General features: G+C 58.5%; 13 protein-coding genes, 1 tRNA gene and 3 pseudogenes. 8 read left to right on the top strand and 9 right to left on the bottom strand.

All coding sequences use genetic code 11. From position 1 onward, the window contains the following. Positions 1 to 190 precede the first annotated feature (190 nt). Positions 191 to 730: a P-loop NTPase family protein gene (locus tag GOB85_RS15450; RefSeq protein ID WP_173578402.1), complete on the top strand. Its 540-nt coding sequence runs from the start codon at positions 191 to 193 to the stop codon at positions 728 to 730. Between the two features lie 133 nt (positions 731 to 863). Here GOB85_RS15450 and GOB85_RS19405 read toward each other — a convergent pair. After that, positions 864 to 1,478, bottom strand: a pseudogene (locus GOB85_RS19405) (IS3 family transposase); the annotation flags it as partial. 415 nt (positions 1,479 to 1,893) lie between these two features. Between GOB85_RS19405 and GOB85_RS15460 the strand changes: the two are divergent. Further along, entirely contained in the window at positions 1,894 to 2,415 is a 522-nt protein-coding gene (locus GOB85_RS15460) for a phage fiber-tail adaptor protein (protein WP_173578403.1), read from the top strand. A 220-nt stretch (positions 2,416 to 2,635) separates the two neighbouring features. Here the strand turns inward: GOB85_RS15460 and GOB85_RS15465 are convergent, their stop codons facing one another. The 3 genes from GOB85_RS15465 to GOB85_RS15475 form a co-directional block, all read right to left on the bottom strand. Next, positions 2,636 to 3,484 (bottom strand): hypothetical protein, encoded by an 849-nt coding sequence (locus tag GOB85_RS15465; RefSeq protein ID WP_173578404.1) that lies wholly within the window; start codon positions 3,482 to 3,484, stop codon positions 2,636 to 2,638. Next, positions 3,481 to 4,494 (bottom strand): ferritin-like domain-containing protein, encoded by a 1,014-nt coding sequence (locus GOB85_RS15470; RefSeq protein WP_173578418.1) that lies wholly within the window; start codon positions 4,492 to 4,494, stop codon positions 3,481 to 3,483. Before GOB85_RS15470 ends, GOB85_RS15465 begins: the two co-directional genes overlap by 4 nt. A 100-nt stretch (positions 4,495 to 4,594) precedes the next feature. Further along, positions 4,595 to 5,254, bottom strand: a complete 660-nt coding sequence (locus tag GOB85_RS15475) for an ATP-dependent Clp protease proteolytic subunit (RefSeq protein WP_242011562.1) — start codon at positions 5,252 to 5,254, stop codon at positions 4,595 to 4,597. Between the two features lie 151 nt (positions 5,255 to 5,405). Between GOB85_RS15475 and GOB85_RS15480 the strand changes: the two genes are divergently transcribed. Together GOB85_RS15480 and GOB85_RS15485 are read left to right on the top strand one after the other, a co-directional pair. Next, positions 5,406 to 6,503, top strand: coding sequence for an OmpA family protein (locus tag GOB85_RS15480; RefSeq protein ID WP_242011560.1), 1,098 nt, complete (start codon positions 5,406 to 5,408; stop codon positions 6,501 to 6,503). A 108-nt stretch (positions 6,504 to 6,611) separates the two neighbouring features. Further along, positions 6,612 to 6,687, top strand: a tRNA-Glu gene (locus GOB85_RS15485). 129 nt (positions 6,688 to 6,816) lie between these two features. Here GOB85_RS15485 and GOB85_RS15490 read toward each other — a convergent pair. After that, a pseudogene (locus GOB85_RS15490) lies at positions 6,817 to 7,682 on the bottom strand (DDE-type integrase/transposase/recombinase); the annotation flags it as partial. Between the two features lie 137 nt (positions 7,683 to 7,819). Here GOB85_RS15490 and GOB85_RS19410 point away from each other — a divergent pair. Beyond that, a pseudogene (locus GOB85_RS19410) lies at positions 7,820 to 8,307 on the top strand (IS3 family transposase); the annotation flags it as partial. A gap of 478 nt (positions 8,308 to 8,785) precedes the next feature. Here the strand turns inward: GOB85_RS19410 and GOB85_RS15510 are convergent. The 3 genes from GOB85_RS15510 to gluP form a co-directional block, all read right to left on the bottom strand. After that, positions 8,786 to 9,607, bottom strand: coding sequence for a DeoR/GlpR family DNA-binding transcription regulator (locus tag GOB85_RS15510; RefSeq protein WP_173578408.1), 822 nt, complete (start codon positions 9,605 to 9,607; stop codon positions 8,786 to 8,788). A gap of 175 nt (positions 9,608 to 9,782) precedes the next feature. Further along, positions 9,783 to 10,958 (bottom strand): Gfo/Idh/MocA family protein, encoded by a 1,176-nt coding sequence (locus GOB85_RS15515; RefSeq protein WP_173578409.1) that lies wholly within the window; start codon positions 10,956 to 10,958, stop codon positions 9,783 to 9,785. A gap of 38 nt (positions 10,959 to 10,996) precedes the next feature. Beyond that, the gene (gene gluP, locus GOB85_RS15520) at positions 10,997 to 12,346 is read right to left on the bottom strand and encodes a glucose/galactose MFS transporter (protein ID WP_173578410.1); all 1,350 of its coding nucleotides are present in this window, start codon (positions 12,344 to 12,346) and stop codon (positions 10,997 to 10,999) included. Between the two features lie 556 nt (positions 12,347 to 12,902). Between gluP and GOB85_RS15525 the strand changes: the two genes are divergently transcribed. The 3 genes from GOB85_RS15525 (at position 12,903) to GOB85_RS15535 (ending at position 19,525) form a co-directional block, all read left to right on the top strand. After that, positions 12,903 to 15,353, top strand: coding sequence for a TonB-dependent receptor (locus GOB85_RS15525; RefSeq protein WP_173578411.1), 2,451 nt, complete (start codon positions 12,903 to 12,905; stop codon positions 15,351 to 15,353). Next, a complete protein-coding gene (locus GOB85_RS15530; RefSeq protein ID WP_173578412.1) occupies positions 15,354 to 17,591 on the top strand; it encodes an alpha-N-acetylglucosaminidase in 2,238 nt (745 codons plus the stop codon). Between the two features lie 164 nt (positions 17,592 to 17,755). Further along, positions 17,756 to 19,525, top strand: a complete 1,770-nt coding sequence (locus tag GOB85_RS15535) for an alpha-galactosidase (RefSeq protein ID WP_173578413.1) — start codon at positions 17,756 to 17,758, stop codon at positions 19,523 to 19,525. Positions 19,526 to 20,042: 517 nt separating this feature from the next. Here the strand turns inward: GOB85_RS15535 and nagA are convergent. Further along, positions 20,043 to 21,149, bottom strand: a complete 1,107-nt coding sequence (nagA, locus tag GOB85_RS15540; protein ID WP_173578414.1) for an N-acetylglucosamine-6-phosphate deacetylase — start codon at positions 21,147 to 21,149, stop codon at positions 20,043 to 20,045. Positions 21,150 to 21,310 lie beyond the last annotated feature (161 nt).

The raw sequence follows: 21,310 nt of genomic DNA on the forward strand, positions 1-21,310 counted from the left end.
GTTAACCCCGGACCAGATGGCCAACAGCAACGCCGTCAGAAGGGCGGCATAACAACAACCGGGTATAGCTTATCAAGCCCGCAAAACTGTCCGAACGGACGGGACCACCTCAATTACGCATCTGCTCAAACATCAGGTTTCAATCACTGATGCGATCACGCCATATTTCCTTCCTGATACTACAGGTCGGTTGCAACTTGATATTCTTCCTGGTCATTCTGGCGCTTCGACGTTAAATCTGCTGAGGCCGGACCGCATTCATGATCTGCTTGCGCAGCTTCGGGCACTCTCGGGCTATGACATTATCCTGATAGACCTTTGCGCCGGAATAGACTGGAGTTCCAGAGCGATCGCGGCGGCGGCGGATAAGCTTCTTCTGGTGACAACCGAAGAACCAACGGCACTGACAGATGCTTATGCGGTTCTCAAACTATCGATCAAAGACCGGCAACTGGACGGATTCTCGAGGACAAATGCAGAAATTGTCGTCAATCAGGCGACAGGCATTCGTTCGGGACAGGCTGTTTACAGCGTTCTTGCTGAAGCCTGTCGCCGTTTCCTTCACCAGGTTCCTCAGTTTGCTGGTGCTATAAGGCGTGATCGACGTGTCTCGGAGACGATCCGCCTTCAACAGCCTTTTATGGATGTTAATTCCGGTTCAGTTGCGGCTATCGACGTGACCCGGATCGCGAAGCACGTCGTCGATGACGTCATCGCAGCATCCCCGTAATTGGAAAATATTTTTTATCTTTCTTCGCTTGTAAAGAGGTAGCGCCGTTCATTTGGTCAATTTCAGGAACTGAATAAGCTATACCTGATTGATTTCATGCCGCCATTCTGACGGCGCTGCTATTGGTTCATCTGAACCAGGGCGACGTGAATTGCGAGCCCTGATCCGTGTTGAAAATCTCCGGCGGGCCGTAACGAGCAAGTGCGTCCTGCAACGCATCGATACAGAATTCTGCCTCCATCGTGTTCGACAGGCGCTGGAGATGTCGTGTCGTTTGCCAGGAGCCGCAATACGGCGTCTCCAGGAACTGCGCGTCGATCAGATGCATCAGCGACAGGTTCGCCGCATTCTCCGGCGCGGGCGGTAATAGACGCCAGACCGATTGAGCTTCAACAGCCTGCATTGCTGCGTCACACCGACAGGTGTGGCCGTTGCAGGTCGATCATTTGCCGCCTCTGATCACGCCCGGCCGAACAGAGGCCGCCCGCAAAAAATTCCGTTCCACCAGAAGCCGGCCGATCACGTGCAGCTTCTTTATCGCGACCGACTCACTGTTGCCTCAACCGTGGGCCTGCGTGAGAGTGTGGCCACCATCCCCTCGATTACCTGACGTTTTCACCGGGCGATCATCGTCTGATGCACGCCATGCTTCGCCCTGGGTCCGCCAGCATCTGCTCACTCCGATCGCCTCCAGCGCAATCCGAGACCTGAACTCATCCAAATACTGTTTCCGCGTGACCTTACCCATCAAACCCGTCATCTCTCAAATGGGGTTATAACTTAATGCCCGGCCCGAAAATCAGGGACCACCCCTCTGGGATAGCGGAGTTCGCTGCGGTCATATCGGACGCGGTTCTCAATGGTCCACATCGGTCTCCTCCTCCGAATTGGGGCTACCGACATGGAATCATAAATATTTCTAAAGACTCAGGATAATCCTGGGCGGCCTCTTAAAGAGGCCGGAACAAAACCATGACACGTCCAAAACGAAAGACCATCATACAGTACCGACCTGTCAGGCATGGACAGCTATCATGCACCCATCACGTAACGTTGCTGGCTGAAAGCGATAGTGTCCGTCATCTGCATGGTTTTCCTGTCTGTCGGACAAATGTGACCTGATCCGGGCAGTGCGTGTTTCGTAATTTTCGACAAGGGCTCGTATGACCACCGCTGCATTGCCTAACAGTCTTATCCCCTCCCCGCTTCGGATTTATACTGTACCTGGGATTCCACCAGCGCAGTCCGGATGCTGTTCCCCGATCCCGACGGCTCAGCGTGGGGTTACGACAACGACGGGATTTATTCCGGAACTGCCCGCAAAATCGAGCGCCGCCATACTGGATTATAGTGTCGATTTCACCAACTGGCTTGTTGATACGGGTGATACGATAACATCCGGAGGTGTTTCGGCTGCCGTTAAAACTGCAGGTGGATTTTCTTACGATCTTGCTGTGGTGTGGGCTGAACCTTATAACGGGACCCAGGCTGTCGTCATGCTGACTTCCGGTCCGGCGGGCACATTCCAGATTGTTAATGTGCAGGCCGAAACGGAACAGGGCAGAACATGCACTCAACAGATCATTGTTCCGATTTCGCGCACGACGGAAACAGTAGATCCAGCTCCGACCTCAACCACAACGGGCTCCGGCGAAACATCTCCTGACGCTACTGGCGGCACTTAGTCTGAATAATTCTCTGGTCACTTCAAAAGCAAAAACATAATACAGAACAACAGTGATAGATTTTTTGGAGGAAAATGACCCTCTCTCCAGAAAATTTTTGACTATATTCCTGAATTATAAAAACTACACTTCTAAAAATTGACAGTGATCAGCGCATTATAAAGATCTTCTTGCGCAAGATGGTGGATATTGTGGAAAACAGGACATGCAACTGACTGCATCAGGCGTGACGGTCAGCTTTATGCTGAGACCAGAAACGGAGGCCCTTCAGGGCCAGACCGGCAACGGCGGGCAGTAACCGTGGCTGCATCAGATCCGGATCGAATTCGGCCATTCGACGAGCGTTTTCGCGGTAGCAATCCTCAACGAATTGCGGAAAGGCAAAACCGTCGAGGAATACGCTCGCCTGAGTGACGGCAAAATCATGCCCGTGATCGTCTTTTCCACGTTTCACCATTCCTGCGAGACGTCCGGCGGCGCGTCCATAAAACCGGACGGATTTCAGAGTACGTCGCAGACGTCCGAGACCACGGCTATGCTCGCGCCAGGCCATATAATTGATGAAAAACACGATATGCCGTGTTTCTTCAAACATCAGCAGATCGAAAATTTCGAACAGGGCTTCGGGAAGAAACTGCGACTGGCGAGCTGTTTTAAAGGCTCCGAAGCCCAGAAAGGCATCAAGGCATTCACCGAAGCCGAAGTCGATAAAGGCTGTTTCAAGGTCGGGTGGAAATGTCTCGATCGGTTGTTCAGAAGCGTCGATGCTGTACAGATCTATCATCGTTCTGATCAGCCGGGCATGGCGTGCTTCTTCAATGCCCTGTAACGCAACGGCTTTCTGCACGAGGGGATCTGCGATCCCGGGAGCGAATGCATCGACGATTGCGCCAGCGCGCCGTTCTGTGTGGTAAACCTCCTGCCAGAACGGGATACTGCGCAGACGCGCGAGATCCCGTTCTTCGAGCTCAGGCCAGGGAAGAGTTTCCGGCTCGAAACTCTGGTGCGTGGCGATAAACTGGTCGCAGAACAGACGCTTATGGGCCTCAGAGCCCGCGCTGATCCTCATACGACAACGGGTGCGGCTTCAGTTTTGACATGAGGCTTTTTTCCGAACAAACCAAGCACCCACAGCGCCGTGCGCGCCAGATTTGGGGCCAGTTCTGGCCGCAGCAGGCGTGGATCGTAGCCTGAAAACCGCTTATCATTCTCTGTCAGACAGATCTCAAGAAAGTCGGCCAGAGAAATATCCTGGCTCGACATCTCTTTTGTGCCCGTGACAGTAAAATTGTTATCCTGCACATGCTCATTGCCATCGTCATCGACGGTTTTTGCCAGACCGATCCGTTCGTAGACGAGGAAGACCCATACGGCGATTATCCTGAGTTCGAACCATGGACGCTTCCATGCTGGCATCACGGCGCGGTACCAGGCGAGCCAGTTGGCGAACAGAAGGATATGGCGACATTCTTCCTGCATGACGGGTTCGAACGTCTCAATCAGTTCTTCAGGGAAGAAGTGAGACGTCTGAGCGATTTTAAACAGGCCAAAGGCAAAGAAACTATCGGTGCATTCGGAGAATCCGGTCACCAGATAGGCCCATTCGACGTCCTTCGGCTCGATATAGGCTGGCTCGGGTGCCATTTTAATATCGTACGCTTCGACGAGCTTGCTGAGCACTTCTTTGTGGCGGTTTTCTTCCCACGCATTGCGTGAAATTGCGTCCTTCATATCCGGATCTGTGACCAGACTGGCATAGGCTGCCATCCGTAGCCGCGCCTTGCCTTCTGTCTGGACCGCAATGTCCCAGATCGGAAGTGATGTCACACGTTTGAGGGTCACAGGGTCGAGCTTCGGCCAGTCGATGACTGAGGGCCTGTAAGGATTGAAGGTTTCACGGAACATATCCGCGATGGCCTTCTTATGCTCCGGCGAGCCAGGCTTCAGCGGTCCGGGGATGGGAGAACTCCAGTGCCGGGATCTGTAATCCGCTTCTTCAACAGCCGCCTTGTTCGGTGGCGGGGGCAGATCGTCGATACTGTCGGGGAGCCGTGTATAAATATCGGCGAGAGCATTCATTTGCAGTGCGCTCACGTTTTCAGGTCATAGATCAGTGCTGCTTGCACTGGTCCATGCGCATGTTGAATCAGTCCCGCGCCGAAGCGCGGGGTTTCTGTTGTTAATGGATGTCGGACGGAGCGGAAATGATCCTGGTCACGAGGCCGTAGGAAATCGCCTCATGCGCGGACAGCCAATAATTACGGTCTGTGTCCTTGCAGATCTTTTCGTATGACTGTCCCGTCTCACGGGCGAAAAGATGGTTCAGCCGCTCGCGCATTTTGATGATCTCGCGGGCTTCGATGTCGATATCCGTTGCGGGACCTCTGACGCCACCCATCGGCTGATGCAGCAGGAATCGCGTGTTTGGCAAGCTGAACCGGCGATCCTTATGGCCTGCCGCGAAAATCAGTGCGCCAGCGGAAGCGACCCAGCCGGTTCCGATCATGTTCACTGGCGCTATGGAGTCTACGAAACGGATCATGTCGTGAATGGTGTCGCCGCTTTCCACATGACCGCCGGGCGAATTGACGTAGACGTCTATCGGCTTGTCGGACGCCCCGGCGAGCGCGAGCAGACGCCCTGTTACATCACGCGCGATCTTGTCGTTGATGCCGCCGAAGATCAGCACTTTTCGCTGATCGAACAGACGGGTCTCAAGTTCATTGATCGGGGATGAGAGTGTTTTGTTGTCATCAGGCTCCTTAACCTCCGGCCCTTCGGGCTCAGGGATATCAGGGCCATTCGGATCCTCATCATCGAATCTGACCCGGTCTTTCATGGCGTCATCCTGCGTATGGGTGGCGTTCATCGAAGTGGCCTCCCTGGTTCGGTGATACAGCTTCATGGTGCTATCCTGCTCTGCTACGCAGCTAATGCCAAGAGGGCCGTGACCGCTTCAGAGTCGCAGTTGCCGCTCCCTCATGGACCACATGACTTTTAAGACAGAGCGAATGACAGCACCCAGGCATCCACCCGTTTCACATCGACCGACCCTGCGTGGTCTGCTGAGTGTGATGTTACCAGCCTCGCTCCTGATCCTGGACGGATGCCATCATCGCGATGCCGTTGATACGACGCTCGACTGGTATCACCAGTACCAGGGTGGCATGATTGCCCAGCAACGTCCGCCGGCGCCGGGACTCAACGGCCCTTATCCGAAAGTCGGCCTGACACCGACAGCGGCGCCGGAACTCCCCTCCATGGCCCTCAGGCAGACGATTACCGGCAATCTGATCACTGCACGAAATCTCAGCCAGCGAACAGAGGCGCAGAATGGCACCCTGACCCCGATAATTCCGCCGCCACCAGGGCAGGTAGCGGCTGGCAAGACGTCTGGTATGAAACCTGGAACGGCAGGTGGACAGTCTGTCAGCGGGACTGTGCCAGCAAATCCGGCGACTGGAGGAAACTCGTCCCAGCCGAAAATTCCGGAGGGGGCGATGGGGGCTGTTCTGGATGCGGCGGATTCACCACCTTCGCCCACGCCGGCTTCTGTGCCGCCTGCGGCTGCATCACCATCGAAGCCGCAAAACGCGACGGCAGCGACAAATGCGGATGACGCTGAAATAGCTATGCCCGTATTTGTGAGTAATAAAGCCACGGCGGTTACGGGGTCTTCGCAGGTTTTGCCGGAAATTCCGGCCGGGCCACCTCCGGCGCCATCTTTTCCGGGGTTCAGTGTTCCTGCGGATGCCGGTCTGCCTGACCGGGTTCATCCCGATTATGACCTTTCTCAGCAAGAGGGTGTTATCATTCATTTCCTGCCCGGCTCCGACCAGTTGAGTCCGGGTCAGGAGAGCACACTGAGCAAACTTTCAGGATCGCGAGGGACGTCGACATTATATCTGCATTGCAGTGGCGAGACTGTTTCCATGAGCGCGTCTGACCAGAGCCAGGCAGTCGAACTCGGGCTTCTGCGCGCGCGGACACTTTCCGACGCTCTCAGGAAAAACGGTGTTCCGGCATCGTCCATGCGCATCATTAGTTCTGCTTTCGGGGCAGGTGCCCGTGTCAGCAAAAATGGATGACGGGCGAGGCTGAGAGGCGGTCGGCGTGTTGTTTGAGCATATTTTTGTCCTTTTGCATGAAGATCGCTTGACCTGTTTCTGATCCTTGGTTATCCAGCACCCCGCCTTGTCCCGTTCGTCTAGAGGCCTAGGACACCGCCCTTTCACGGCGGTAACACGGGTTCGAATCCCGTACGGGGCACCACAGTTTTTATGACTTATCCACAGTTTTTTTGTGGTCCACATGGACCACTACAGGGGAAAACCGGTCCGCGAGAGGTGGCTTCGTTTATTCGGGCGGTTTTTGGGGTTGAATAAGCTATACCCGGTTGATGTCATGCCACCGGCCACGGTCGTCCATGCTGATGTGAATCTGACGTTCCTCCAATACTTCGGTGAAGCGGGGCGGTGTGAATTGCGAGCCCTGGTCGGTATTGAAAATCTCCGGTGAGCCGTAGCGCGTCAGTGCTTCCCGGAGCGCCTGGATGCAGAACCCGGCGTCCATCGCGTTCGACAGGCGCCAGGCCAGAATCCTGCGCGTCGCCCGGTCCATGATCGCCACGAGGTAGAGGAAACCTCGCCTCATGGAGATGTAGATGATATCAGAACACCAGGCCATCTGGTTGGGCCGGTCGATCGCCCGCAACCTCATCCTTGCCATGAGCCTGCCGACCCGTTTACGGCCAACTTCGTGGCCCGGGCGCCAAAGATGTCACGTCATCTGCCGTGATCCGTAATACGGTGTCTCCAGGAACTGTGCGTCGATCAGCCGCCTCAGCGCCAGGTTCGCCGCGTTTTCCGGCATCAGCCGGTAATAGACGCCAGACCGGTTGAGTTGTAACAGCGTGCACTGCCGCGCCACCGGGAGCCGCGGCCGTTTCAGGTCGATCATTTGCCGCCTCTGATCACGCCCAGCCGAACAGAGGCATCGCGTAAAAAATCCCGTTCCACCGACAGTTCGCCAATCTTCGCATGCAGCTTCTCCACGTCAACCGGACGGGCCGATGCTGTTGACCCCGACTTCCCGGAAAAGATACCCGCCATCCCCTTGATCGCCTGGCGTTTCCATCAGGCAATCATCGTCTGATGCACACGATGCTTCGACGCCAGTTCCGCCAGCGTCAGTTCGCCACGGATCGCCTCCAGTGCCACTTGCGACCTGAACTCACCCGAATACCGTTTCCTCGTAACCTTGCCCATAATCCGCCCTCTCTCAGGGCGGATTATGGCTTAATCACCTGTCCGAAAATCGGGGACCACTTCTGTGTCTGGCAGGCCTCTCACCGACCCTGTTTGAGGTGTTACAGGTCCGGGTTTTGGGGTGCAGAACCAATTGGGCACGCGCAGTCAACCAGAAGTGGGTAGCAGACATCACTTACATCTGGACATGTGAAGGCTGGGTCTGCCTGACTGTGGTGCCTGATCTTTTCTCACGAAGGATTGTCGGATGGAGTCTTGATGGCCGGATGACAGCGGACCTTGCTGTCACGGCGCTGAAACGGGCTTGCCTTGCGTCAGCCGCCGGAAGGCTGTGTGCATCATGCTGATCGTGGCTGTCAGTATTGTTCAGAGGACTACCGCAGACTTCTTTCCGCGCATGGCTTCATCGTCTCTATGAGCCGGAAAGGAAACTGCCGGGACAACGCTGTCATGGAGAGCTTTTTCGACCCTGAAAGCTGAACTCCTGTGGCGGCAGGCATGGGGAATACGCCATGAAGCCGAGGAGGCCATCGCGCACTACATCAATGATTTCTACAATCCACAGAGGCTTCATTCCGCCCTCCAATGGAAAAACTCTCCGGATCATGAGCGCAAAGCCGCCTAACAGATAACCCAAGGTCCGGAACTAAACCGCGACACGTCCATCTTGTTCGTCATCCACAACCTCGCCGTGGCTGTGGAAACCTCCGAGCGCGTTGGCGTGCTCTACGCCGGACGCATCGTCGAGGAAGGGCCGCTCCCCGGCGCCGTACCCGGCGAAATACCCATCGGGCTGAGGCTTCGCACCCCGCTGCGCCAAACAGACGACGCCCGCGATCCCCGTAGTGCCGGATCATGCCGTTTATTGCCGAGATCAAAAATTATCATCGGATACTGAAGGGATCGCGATCTCAGTCAGGTCCGGGCAGAGCCGGAATTGCCGCAAACTCGCTGAAAACCCGGTCCCCGGACGTTAGAAGTCAGAGGCCGTTTCAAAACCAGGCCTTCGCCGGAGTGCGGGACGGAAGCCGCATTCATGTCACCCTCAACAGACCGAGCATCACGAAAAAGGCCCGGAACGCAGCCTGGCGCCCCCCGGTGCATCAGTCGTTACCCACTCCGTCTGCTGTCGGAATCCCGTCAGACACCGGCCCGCTTTCCAGCGCGGCCAGCGAGCACGGCACATTGAGCTGCGCCAGGCGGGTCAGCCAGTCCTCGTCGAGACCGGAATCCGTGAACAGATGCGTGATCTGCGTCAGCTGACCCACCCGGTAAGTTGCATGGTTCCCGAACTTACTGCTTTCAACAAGAAGAAATCGTTCAGACGCCCGCGCCAGCATCGCCGAATTGAGCCGCGCCTCATCAATGTCCGGCGTCGCGATCGTGTCGTCCGGCTGCACCGCGCTGGCCCCCAGAAAAAGCTGGTCAAACCACAATCCGTCAATCACCTGCTCCGACAACGGTCCGACAACACTTCGGTTTGCTGCCCGGATGCGCCCGCCAAGCAGAACCGTCTGAACGCAGTCCAGATCGATCAGAGCGTCCACCACGCCAAGATTGTTCGAGAAGACAGTCAGCGGCATTGGTTCAAGATGAATGCGATGCGCCAGTTGCAGCACTGTCGTCCCCGCATCCAGAAAAATCGCCGAATTCGGACGCAACCGTCCATACGCCTCATCGGCAATGGCCCGCTTCGCCTCCAGCCCCTGATTCTCGCGGGTCTCGAACGCAATCTCCATGCCGACGGAACTGGCGATCGCAGCGCCGCCATGCGTGCGCACAATGACGCCCTGCTCTTCCAGGCGCTGAAGATCCCGGCGAATGGTGGCCAGCGAGGCGTCAACCTTCTCCGCCAGTTCATGAACGCCCGTCATCCCGTTCAGATAGAGATAACGCCGAATTTGTGTCAGGCGATCAGAAGCCAAAGGATCATTCTCCGGACTGACGAAAAATCCGCAGGCTACTCAACCGAACTGCGCGGATATGGCGGCGGGAACCTACAGGCCGCTCACAATCCGGTCAAACCGCCCGGAATCAACGCGCATGACGGGAAGACGCGGCACAGCCCCCCTTCACCCGGAATATCGCGTCAGAACTCCCTCAGACCACCCCGTCCCGCACCGTCGCGCGTCCGAGCGCATTGTCAAAGGCGATCCAGTGATCCGCCAGCTCAATCACGCTCCGGGTCCGGCGCGCCTGTTCAATCATGTAAACCAGCAGTCCGACCTCAAGTGCGTCAATCGCCGAAACCGGAAGCGGACGCCCGTCCAGAACATGGTCATACACATCCGCCGCCATCTGCTCGTCCGCGCCATAATGCAGCGACAACGCCGTGCTGCGCGGAAAGCGACTGTCCACAAGACACTCGCTCGTCCGCGCGTCATGAACCTTCATGAACCCGCGAATGAAATCGCCCTCCGCCATCCCCCTGGCGCCGACAATACAGAACCGCCTGAACTGATCAGCAACGTTGCTGTTCGCATGAAACGCCAGAGAAGCGCCATTTTCATACTCAATGAGCGCCGTCTGACTGTCCACGATGTCGGCGTCGCTCTCGAAGACCTCGTCCGTCCCCAGCCAGCCGCTCGGCTTGCGGAAATAAACCTCCGTGTCGTTGGCGCCCCAGTTCTCAGGCCTGTTCTCCGGAATGAAGCTGCGCCTCCCCCCGAAACTCGCCACCCGCGCCGGCCTCGCGCCCACAACACTGTTGTAGAGATCAAGGTCATGACAGCATTTTTCCAGCATGAAACCGCCTGAATACTGCGTGTAACGACGCCAGTCCCGCATGAAAAACGCCCCGTGAAACGGCGCGATATGCTCCGCCGCCTCAATAGACGCGATCGGCCCCAGCATATTGTCCGCCTGCGCCTGCTTCAGCGCCTGATAAAGAGGCGCATACCGCATCACGAAACCAACCATCAGCTGATCCGATGGAAAATCCGACAGCAGACGCGCCAGAGCAAGAGTTTGCTCCAGATCGACCACCACAGGCTTTTCACTGAAAATCTTCATGCCATGCTCAAGACCGATCCGGATATGCTCCAGATGAAACACATTCGGCGACCCGACCATCAGCAGATCCAGCCCGGCGGTCTCCAGCATCGCTTCAAGACTGTCATAGCGCGTTCCCGGAGACACTCCGCGCTGAGCCATATAAGCAAGCCCCGCCGAATCCGGATCGACATATCCCACAACCTCGAAATCGGGCCGAACCACGCTGAAAACATGGGCCAGATAACCAAGCCTGAAACCAAGCCCTACGATGCCAACTTTCATGATGCCGGTTTTCCTTTTTTTCGAGAGATTATGTTTCGTCACGCGAGTTCCGTCCCCGGAACGTCCGTCGCCTGACCACTTCCGCCCTCCGGCTCTCTCTGACGGGCCGCGGAGGACGCCTTCCCGACCGGAAGATCGTCGCGCTCCCTCCCGCAGAAAACCAGATAAGCAAAGATCAGAAAATATGAAGGCAGAACAACCGTCAGAAAGGAGACTCTGAAGCTCAGAAATGACGCAAGCCAGATAAACAGCTTTGGAAGAACCGCCCCGCCGCTGACTGCCATGACCGCAACCGCCGTGCCCTGAAGCGTCCGCTCGCCCAGCCCGCGGATCGCCAGCGGATAAAGAATCGGCCACATCATCGCGTCGCAGAAGCCAAGTCCGCCCATGAACAGAACCGATTTCATGCCCGATGAGAAAGAAGCCGCAACCGTCAGGCACATTCCAAGAACACAGACAGACGCCAGATAAGCCCGCTGCGACAGCACCTGCGGAATGAACGCCATGCCACCGCAATACCCCGCAACCATCGCAACAAAGGTCAGGGAGGAAAAGAACTTGGTGGAATCCGGCGGCAATCCGAGACGGTCGCCGTAAGTCCCGATCGCGTCCCCCGCGATCGCCTCCACCCCGACATAGAGAAACAGGCACCCCGTCCCCAGCCAGAGCGTGCGCCCGCACCGTATCCGGCCGCCTTTCGCCGCCGGTGTGAGCGGAACCGGATGAGATAGCTGTGGCAACGGCGCCACGTTCACAACAACCGCCAGCAGGAACAGGGTAACAGCGAGAAAAACATAAGGCGCCACGATCTGTCCGGCGAATCCCGCGCGCAAAGCGTCCCGTATCCGGGAATCCGGCGCGGCGGAGATGGACGCCGACAACGCGCCCAGCGAGCGAAGCGCTGTCGCGCCAAACATCAGCGGCGCCACCACGCCGGCGGCCTTGTTGAAAAGCCCCATAACGGCGATGCGCCGGGACGCCGTCCCCAGCCCTCCCAGAAGCGCCACATACGGATTGATGGCGAGCCCGAGAAGCGTGACGCCAAGCGCCAGCAAAAACAACGAGCCCAGCGCGGCGCCAAACGCAAGGAAGTCCGCCGAAACAGCGAAGCACGCTGTTCCCGCAGCCATCAGTACCAACCCGAGACTCATGCCGCGCACAGAGCCGATCTTGTCTGCCAGAACAGCCAGCGGAAGCGCGCCAAAAAAATGCGCGGCATAAAAGACAGACGGGATCAGAAAAGCGTCGTTATCATCAAGTGAAAACGCAATACGGGCAAAAGCCACCAGCGGCCCGTTAAGCCATGTCATCACGCCAATGAAGAAAAACAGCACGCCCGCAAGCACAAGCACGAAACCCGGCATCCGCAGTTCGCTCGCGGTGGTCATCGCGCCGTCCTCACTGCATTCCGGTCGAAATAACTGACAGGAGCGAACACCCTCGGAAGCCTCCATCGGTCTCTTCCAGATCATGCTGCGTGATTTCAATCATATGCAATCCAAATAATGAAGTGTTATGATTGTTTTTTATCGAATCGGATTAGAGGGCTGATTTTCAAACTCGTTTTACCACCCCGATCCCTATTGCGACGCTTACTTAAAACCTGAAACGTCCGTGTTTGACAGCATAAAACCATCAGGGGACGGTGACAGACAGAGAAACCATCAACTCTCCCCCTGTCCCACGCGCCTCTCGCCACACGGCGCAAAAGATCTCCCCCTTCCGTGCCGTTCAGAAGCCATAACGGAAATTCGCAGCACTAAACTGACAGAGAAATCTCCGGCAAAATCACCCACATAGCCAAAAATGATCGTTTTTGAGTATTTTGTGGTTGCATTGCGATCATTTCTGACACCAAACTCCTTCCGGTAACACAACGAAAGTATGGTTCCATCCGGTTCCGGTTGTCGTCTGCCTGAATGGCCGCGTCATGGAGTAGCGCTCTTGAAGCTTCAGAGAAAAGCAATTATCCTTTGTTGCACAGCACTTGTAGCGACTGGCGGCAAACCTTCGTCCTCACGGGCGCGGACGCCCTCCGCACATAAGCCTGTGCATCACGCCGCTACCAGAGGCGCCGGCACAACGGCGACCACACAGGCGACAGTCTCCGGGGCGACAACCTCAGCCGCGAAAACGCCTCGCCGCACCGGCGTCGACGCCGCCGGCGAAGCCGAATCTGTGACCGTGCATGCCGCCGGCGTCGCGTCCGCCACCGGCGTTACCAACACCACGCCTGGCGGCGGCCTCATGCCCCCGCAAACCGTCGCTCGCTCCCAGAGTGGAATGACGCGCGACTATATCGCAAAGCAAAGCCCGGCCGTGTCTCCAAGCGTGATGTTGTCCGCCCTTCCTGGCGTCGTCGGCGGCGCCTCCGATCCCTATGGCGGGTCCGCTCATGACGGCCTCACCGTTCGCGGTCTGACGCAGGGCGAAATCGGCTACGTCATGCAGGGAATCCCTCTGGGTGACCCCGTCAATCCAAACATCTTCAGTGCAGATATGGTCGATAACGAAAACATCGGCGCGATGACGCTCACACAGGGAAGCAGCGATATCTGGGCACCGTTCTACAGCGCCGTCGGCGGTCAGGTGACGATCGACACTGTCATGCCGGGCTCCACAATGGGCGGATTACTCGATCTTTCCTATGGCAACAACAACATGCGCCGCGAGTTTCTCCGTCTGGACAGTGGCGAAATCGGCCATAGCGGCATCAAAGCCTTCGCGTCCTATTCAAACAATCATTACGATCAGTGGAGAGGCCTGGGCGGCGTCGACAGACACCATGTCGATTTCAAAGCCGTCAAGGAATGGGGCGACGATAACCACGTCTGGGCGAATTTCGGCTGGAACCATCAGTCCGGCCAGTCCCTGCGTTATCCTACGATGGCCCAGTACGAGGAATACGGCAATCACTATAACTGGGACGCGAACTATACGCCAGGCGACACCAGCTACCGAAAGTTTCATACTCAGACACGCACGGACACACTCGCCAGCATTCAGGCGCACCTGAATCTGCACCACGGCATGACGCTGGACATTACGCCTTACTATATCGCTGACGCCGCCTTCTATAACGGCGGAGAAAACCTTAATAACGAAGGCAGTTATCTCGGCAACCAGCAACTCGGCAATCTGAATCTTCCGTGGCAGACAAACGGCGTGACGACAGCCATGAGTTTCGACCATGAAAGTGAGTCCACAGGCGGAATCACGACGGCATTCACCTGGAAAACCGCACACAATACACTGACGTTAGGCAACTGGTACGCCTACCTTCAACACTCGGAACTGGAATCCTTCACGCCAGCGGATTATTCAGGGAGTGTCTCAAACTCCTTCGGGAAATACCCGATCATCGTTGGCGGAAAAGTCCTCACGGGATATGACATCAATTTCAAACAACAGACCAACGCATTGTTCATCAACGACAAATACTCCGCGCTGAATGACAAACTCATTCTGAATGCCGGCTTTCGTGAAGTCATGATCCATCGTGTTGCCACCAACGAAATTCCCGGCGAAAACTACATGAATGGCGGCAGTTACGCCGAGCCGCTGCCCCAGTTTTCCGCCACCTATTTCATCACGAAGAACGATCAGGTCTACATCAACGGAACCACCTCATTCCGTGCGCCCGGATCGGAAGAAATCTATATCGATCTGTGGGATCCGAACGGACATGGCGTTCCGACAATGCAGCGCCGCACAGAGCAGAAGTCGGAATTCGCAATCGGCGAGGAAGTCGGCTTCCGCCACAAAGGTCTGGTCAGCTTCTCCCTTGCACTGTTCAATTATAACCTCGTCCATCATCAGGTGAACTCGTCAAATTATATCGGAACCCAGCTGGTAACGCAGCCCATCGACATGGGCGGCGAAACGATCCGTGGCCTTCAGGCCGAAGTCGGCCTGCGCCCCTGGCATCATTTCAGCCCCTACATTGCCTTCCAGTACCTGCACACCACCATCGACAACAACTACATGGTTGGAGGCTACGCCCTCCCGACCGCCGGGAAAACAATGGTGATGAGCCCGACCCTCAGCGGGTCCGCCGGAATCAACTACGATGACGGGCACATCTTCGGGAATCTGTTCGCGAGCTGGGCCGGCAGGCAATACTCCACTTTCATGAATGACGAATCCATCCCCGCCTACGTCGTCGGCAATCTGACCGCGGGCTACCGCTTCAACAATGTCGGGTTCATGAAACATCCTCAGATCCAGATCAACGTCAGCAACTTCGCCAATAATCATTACCTCTCCGGCGTGTATGGATATTCAGCGAATGCTCACGCCGTCAACGTCGGTGGCCACACCATCGCCGGAAGCGCCCCGAGCTACTATATCGGGTCCACCCCGGCAGTCATCTGTTCCGTCACGACGGGGTTCTGAATGATGCCAGAGACAATCTTTCCCGTCCGCCGCAGAAACTTTTCACTCAAACGCGCACTGATGATGATGCTGGCGCTCGGCTCAGCCCCGATCGCCGGCGCTCACGCCGACGATGTCGGCGCAGCTCGGGACGTCGTCGCCAGACTACTTCCCGATCACGCCAGGCAGATCTCCCTGGAACTCATGACAAAAGGGACGGGGCCGGAGCATTTCCGCGTCACCGGGCATGAAGGCGCCATCCACGTCAGCGGCACAAGCGACAGTGCGCTGCTGTTCGGTGTGAACTGGTATCTCAAACACGTCGCCCACGCCACGATCTCACCCAACGAAGTTACCCCGCCATCAGCAAAGCTGCTGCCCGCGCCGGCGCAACCGATGGAAGGCGCAGCGACGCTCCCCTGGCGCTACGCCCTGAACGAGAACACCGACGGCTACACCTCGCCATACTGGAACTGGCCGCGCTGGCGCCACGAAATCGACGTGTACGCCATGAACGGGCTGAACACCCTGCTGATCGAACGCGGAACCGACGCTGTCCTCTACCGCACCTTCCTCCGACTGGGCTATACAGACCAGCAGATCCGCTCATGGCTGAGCGCGCCCGCCCATATCAACTGGCAGCTCATGGCTAATATCTGCTGCTATGGCGGTCCTCTTCCACTCGATATGATTGAAAAACGCGCGGAGTCCGCACGCCAGATTATCGACAGCCTCCACGCCCTCGGCATGAAGCCGATCCTGCCAGGTTTCTACGGCATGGTGCCGGATGATTTCGGCAAACGATTTCCTGCCGCCCACGTCATAAGACAGGGAGAGTGGAACCGTTTCACACGTCCGGCCTGGCTGGACCCGCGTGATCCGCTCTTCACAAAAGTTGCTTCCATATACTACGACGAACAGAAAAAAATGTTCGGGAATGCTCCTGTCTACGACATTCAGCCATTCCAGGAAGGCGGCAGCGTGGGCGACGTGCCGATCGCCGAAGCCGGACGCGGCATTCAGACCGCGCTCGACGCCGCCCATCCCGGCGCCCTCTGGATGATGATGGCGTGGTACAAGGAGCCCGACCAGGCCATGCTGGCCGGCGTCGACAGAAGCCGGCTGTTCATCGTCGATCTGGAGCAGAACACCCGCCGCCGTGACGACCGCGCAAGCGACTTCCTCGGCGCCCCCTTCCTCTACGGCGGCCTGTGGGATTTCGGCGGACGCACTTCGCTCGGTGGCCCATCCTACGAATACGGCGTCCGTCTTCCCGAGCTGTGGAAAACACAGAAAACCATGATCGGGACAGCCGTCTTCCCCGAAGGCATGGATAATAACCCGTATATTTTCGACCTGTTCACCGAAGCCGCGTGGCGCACGGAAAGCATCGATCTGCCAGCCTGGACACAGGATTACGCAGACCGCCGATATGGCCAGCCCGGAGATCCGCACGCCCGCAAAGCCTGGAGCCTCCTGCTTGCCAGCGCCTTCTCCTATCAGGCGACCGGCATCAACGACTACGGCGAAGCCAGCGCCGCACCCGACTCCCTGTTCAATGCCCAACCCTCGCTCGACACCCGTTCCGCTGCATGGAACGGCATGAAAATTATCCCCTATAAACCCGAAATTCTCGAACAGGCCATGGACGAACTCCGTCAGTCGTCACCGGAAATCCGGGCGACGCCCGCATGGCGATACGACATGGTGGACGTCACGCGCCAGGCCGTCGCCAACCGCGCCCGCGCCCTCCTCCCGGAAATCAAAGACGCCTTCGAAGCGCACGACCTCAAAACGCTGAACGCCCTCACCACGGAATGGCAGTACCTGATGGACCGCCAGGATAAACTCCTGTCGACAAATTCGTCGTTTCTCGTCGGAACATGGCTCAAATGGCCCCGCTCGTGGAGCGATGACGCCGCCACACGTGCCCTCACGGATTATGACGCCCGCGTGATCCTGACCAACTGGGGCGGCCGTACGGCAAGCCAGGTCGGCCATCTGCGCGACTACGCCAATAAAGACTGGGCCGGCCTCACCCGCGACTATTACATGAAACGCTGGACCCTGTTTTTCGACAGCCTTGAAACGTCGCTGAAATCAGGAAAACCACCCCGCCCGATCGATTGGTACGCCGTGGGCGAGGACTGGTGCCGGAACGGAAAAACCTATCCCGACACTCCCTCCGGCGACACCTACGCCGAGGCGACCGACATCGCCGCCCATCTCCGCGATCACCCGGTTTCCGCGCAACCCTGATTCCGTCCGCACAGACCCTGCTCCGGAGACCGCCAGAATGAGAAAGCAGCGACAATACCGCAAAGGATTCCGAACAAAGAGTCGGCCAGAAAGCCGACGGCCAGTCCTGCGGTCAACGCTGCTCGCGGCCGCTGCCCTCGCAGCCGCCGCCGCGCCCCCCCATCGTGGCCCGCGCCGACGAAATCGCCGCCAGCAGCACAACGCCGCTCGCCGCGACGCCCCCCATGGGATTCAACAACTGGGCGCGATTCACATGTGTCCCCCAGGTCCCACTCGGCGGCGGCGACGCGCGCCATTACAGCTTTCAGACCTTCATGACGGACCAGGGCAGGGCGATGACCGCGTCCGGCCTCGCAAAAGCCGGATACCGGACCCTCGTGACCGATGATTGCTGGATGGAGCGCAGACCCGACGGAAACCTGCACGGCGCCTCCCGCTGGACCTCGCCCCGCCATCATGGTGGCGAGCAGCCCGGCTTCGACGACGACCTGACCGCCTATGTGGCCACCGTGCATCGGATGGGACTTCTCGCCGGACTGTACAATACCTCCGGCTATCTGACCTGCGAATACGTGCCGTCCGGAGAAGCCGGCCATCAGACTCAGGATGCCCTGAAATTCGCCCGCTGGGGTGTCGATTTTCTGAAACTCGATAATTGCGGCGCTCCCGAAACCAGCCTCCCCGACCTGTTCCGTGCAATGGGCGACGCCCTCGGCGCCGCCACCGCCGGCTCAGCCCGCAAAATCCTGTTCGACGAATCCGCCCCCGCTGAATTCGGCCCCTCCGACCCGCTCAAATACGAGTCCATGTCCTGGGTACGCGGGCTCGGTCAGATGTGGCGAACCGGCCCCGACGTTGCCACAACGCGGATCGGTTCCGACGGTCGCCCCCTGGACGATCCATGGCTCGTGACAGACCCCGCCCGCGCCGGTCTCGACGGCGTCTACCAGAGCTTTACCGACACGGTTGCGCTGTCCCGCTACGTCTCGCCAGGAAACTGGAACGATGCCGACCAGTTACTCATCGGTGACGACGGACTCACCAGCGCCGAAGAGCGTAGCCAGATGGCACTCTGGTCCCTCATGGGCGCCCCCCTCCTCGTCAGCGCTGATCTCCGGCTGATGGTGCGCGACGCCTCAGACCCGCATTACGCACAATCACTGGCTATTCTGAAAAATCCCGGCATGATCGCCATCGATCAGGATCCCCTCGGGGCCGGTGGCCGGCTCGTGCTCCGGGACAACCCCGCCGACGACGCCGGCATGGACGTCGTCCTCAAACCTCTGGCCGACGGCGGCCTCGCCTTCCTCATCCTGAACAAGGATGACAAGACCGTCACCCGCACGCTCCCGCTTTCCCGACTGGGCGTGGAAGCAAAATCCTGCTCCCTGGATCTCACCGATATCTGGACCGGCAAACCAGAGCGGATCGAAGCGTCCGGAGCCCTCACCGTCACCCTGGCTGCCCACGACAACGCCGCCTGGCGCATCGCCCCCTCCGCCTGCCTCACCGTGAAACCACGAGGCCAGATCGCCATCGCCCAGTACGCGTTCAGCAAAGCGCCATTCTGTCTCGACATCAGCAAAAACGGCCACATCGTCACAGCCGCCTGCTCAGCAGCCCCCGCTCAGGACTGGACCCTCCCAGACACAAACGGACAGGAAGGACCAGTCCACAACGCTGCCTTCCCGGGCGAATGCCTGAATCTCGATCCGAGAACCGGCCGCGTCGGCCTCAGCGCCTGTCACACAGGCGTTCCGTCGCAAACCTTCCGCTATCACCGCGACGGAATACTGACGGCAGCTGGCGAATGCCTGGACGTCGGCGGCGGCGCCATCGCCAGTCCCGGCGAGCGTCTGATGGGCGCGAAATGTATCCCGTGGCGTGTCTCGCAGACATTCTCCGCACCGCATCTGGGCGCCCCGCCTGTCTGAAAAGAGCAGACCGGAAAAAAAGATCGGGGTGAAGAAACCCGCCATTCCTTCCGGGTGCCGGCAGCCCCCGGGGTTCTCCGTTAAAAATCACTGACCAGCACCTGACGGCTGATTGAAGAGACCTGAGCGCGGGTGTGTGACATTTGGGTAGAAGCGTGATTCGCTGATGCTGTTTTCTGACGCTGGAGCGGATGATGGCACATCGGTCGACCGGGCAGGACCGGCACGATCGTGATGCCACGATCATCGCGTCACACAGCGAGCATGATGATGAGACCTGGTGGGTCAGGCATAAGGGCAGAAAGGCTGTTCATGGAAGGCGCGTTTCGATCCTTCCTCCGGGCCGCAAGCATCATGGGCAATTCACCGCAGGTGTTCGCCTCAAAAAAAACAGCCAAGCCTATCCGGAATCACACACCCGCGCACAGGTCTCATGAGCCTCCGGAAACCTCTTGTTTCTCAACAGACCAGGGCCCCGTCCCCATTCCCCCACACGATAAAGCGCAGGTCCGGAACGCTACACGGTGCGCAGGCCCCCGACCCAGACCTCCTCGACCCGCAAATCTCTGTCCAGAACAACAAAATCCGCGCGCAGCCCCGCAGCAATCAGCCCCCGGTCATGAAGCCCCAGATACCGCGCCGCGTTGGTGCTCACCAGCGATGCCGCCTGCGGCAACGACATCCCGCCGCTCCCGACCGCATTCCTCAGCGCCACGTCCAGCGTCAGCACGCTGCCCGCAAGCGACCCGCCCGGCAAACGCACCGCGCCGTCGCGGATCATCACGTCCTGCCCCCCAAGCTGACTCGGCCCCTCAGGCATCCCCGCGCCCCTCATCGCGTCCGTCACGAACACAAGCCGCCCCCCCATCATCCGCTGCGCCAGACGAAAACTCGCCGAATGAACATGATGCGTGTCGAAAATCATCTCGGCATAAGCTTCATCACTGCACATCAGAGCCGCTACCGGCCCCGGACGACGCCCCTCAACCGGGGCCATGGCGTTGAACAGATGCGTCGCGCCAACCGTCCCACCGGCCGCGCAGACCGCGCAGATCGCGCGCAACGCACCGTCATAATCTGTCACCGTATGCCCGAGACTGACCCGTACCCCGGCCCGCGCAAACGCCGGAATCGCCGTCACCGCATGCTCCAGTTCCGGCGCCAGCGTCACCACCCGCACCACGCCGGTTGCCAGCGCCTCGGAAACCCGTTCCGGCGACGGCGTAATCGCGAAAGGCGGCTGAGCACCCAACTTGTGAGGACTGACGAACGGTCCCTCAAGATGCGCCCCATGCACCACAGGCCCCGCCCCGATTCCGGTTCCGCAGACCTCGGCAACAGCGCGCAGCGCCCCCATCACCTCGCTCCACGGACTGGTGATCGTGGTCGGAAGAATCGTCGTCGTGCCATGCGCCATATGGAACCGCGCCAGACGATGAATAGCGTCCACCCCGTCCATCGTGTCGGCGCCGTCACCGCCATGCACATGCCCGTCAATAAATCCCGGCAGAATGAAACGGCGCGGCGCGTCAGGCACGGAGACAACCGCGCCAATCCGCCCGTCGAAAGAGACCTCACCCGGGAGAATGCGGTCCGGCAACACGATCTGCCCGGAAAGTTTCATGACTACGCTCCCTCAGTCAGCGGCGTGATCTCTCGCCGCCCGTAATATTCGCTGCACCATGCCTCATGACACGGCGCCCCGTCGCCTGGCCGCGCAGGAACACTGCCATGCAAACACAACAGCAACACGCGCGGAAGGACAGCGCCCCGACGCGGCGAGCC

It is taken from the genome of Acetobacter fallax (assembly GCF_011516735.1).
Taxonomy (GTDB): Bacteria; Pseudomonadota; Alphaproteobacteria; order Acetobacterales; family Acetobacteraceae; genus Acetobacter; species Acetobacter fallax.